Origin of the sequence: Cellulomonas septica (assembly GCF_012396155.1) — a bacterium.
GTDB classification, from domain to species: Bacteria; Actinomycetota; Actinomycetes; order Actinomycetales; family Cellulomonadaceae; genus Cellulomonas; species Cellulomonas septica.
In genome coordinates, this window is record NZ_JAAXOY010000801.1 from 1 (window position 1) to 1,413 (window position 1,413).

The 1,413-nt window shown below is 74.3% G+C and carries 2 protein-coding genes; one reads left to right on the top strand and one right to left on the bottom strand.

The features are described from left to right. Nucleotides 1–454 (bottom strand): oxidoreductase (locus HGA02_RS19290; protein WP_484482058.1); only part of this gene is annotated, 454 nt, incomplete at its 3' end. A 90-nt stretch (nt 455–544) separates the two neighbouring features. Here HGA02_RS19290 and HGA02_RS19295 point away from each other — a divergent pair. Further along, nucleotides 545–1,413 (top strand): formate/nitrite transporter family protein (locus tag HGA02_RS19295; RefSeq protein WP_343035634.1); only part of this gene is annotated, 869 nt, incomplete at its 3' end.

Here is a 1,413-nt window from a genome sequence, read left to right on the forward strand (position 1 = left end):
CGGGATCTCCGCCGGCACCACGGTCACCGTGGCGCAGGTCAACGTCCCCGGCATCACGTACACCGCCGGCCAGACGCTCCAGACCCGCTTCCAGGTGACCGGGACGGGCACGACGACGCTGCGCGCGCGTCGACGCCTTGCGCCCGGCGTGCGCGAGCTGCACGCCGATGCGCGTCCCGCGGGCGTGCACGAAGTCGGTGACCCGCCGCCAGGACGCGACGTGCGCGTCGTCCCACAGACCGGTGTCGCGCGGCGAGATGCGGCCCTCGGCGACGACGGCGGTGGCCTCGGCGAGCAGCAGGCCGTAGCCGCCGGACGCGCGCGCACCGAGGTGCACGAGGTGCCAGTCGGTCGGGTGGCCGTCGACGGCGGAGTACATGCACATGGGCGCGAGCCACGCGCGGTTGGCGAACGTGGTGCCGCGGAGGGTGAGCGGGGAGAACAGTCGGGTCACGTCGGGAGCCAACCGCGCGACCGCCCGCCGCGATTCCCGGGCGGTCTTTCGTCCCACGACTCGGACGTCGCCCGGGAGGACAGTGGTCCGGTGCTCCCCATCTCCGACGCCGCGCTCGCGCAGGCCGACGCGGCGCGCCACAAGGTCGACCTCATGGCGACGCCCGGCGTGTTCCTCGTCCGCACGATGCTCGCGGGCGCGTACATCGGCATCGGCGTCCTGATCCTCGCGACCGCGGGCGGTCCGCTCGAGGCCGCGGGCTCGGGCTTCGCGCCGCTGGTCAAGGGCCTGGTGTTCGGCGTCGCGCTGACGATCGTCGTGGTCGCCGGGGCGGAGCTCGCGACCTCCGCGATGATGATCCTCACGCAGGGCGCGATGCTCGGCCGCGTGCCGTGGGGCCGCGCGGGCCTCACGCTGCTCGCCGTGACCGGCGGGAACCTGCTCGGGTCGATGGCGTTCGCCGCGCTCGTGCACGCGTCGGGCGTCGTCGGACCCGGCACGGCCGGTGGCGCGACGATCGCGACGATGCTCGAGCACAAGACGCACGAGTCGGCCGGGCAGCTGTTCGTCCGCGGCATCCTGTGCAACCTGCTCGTCTGCCTCGCGATCTGGTGCGGGGCGCGGCTGAAGAGCGAGGGCGCGAAGATCGCGCTCGTGTTCGCGTGCGTCATGGTGTTCATCACGTCGGGCTTCGAGCACGTCGTCGCGAACATGACGACCTTCTCCCTGGGCCTGCTCGGCGGGCTGCCGGGCGCGACGGTCGCGGAGATGGCGCGCAACCTCGCGCTCGTCGGCCTGGGGAACCTGGTCGGCGGTGCGGTCCTCGTCGGTGCGGCGTACGCGTACGGGGTCCGTGCCCCGCGGGCGAGCGCGCAGGTCGCGCGGTGGGCGACGCAGGACCTCGACGAGGTCCCGGCGCAGCTCGGCGCCGCCGCCGCGCACCGGGTCGTGGCCATGGG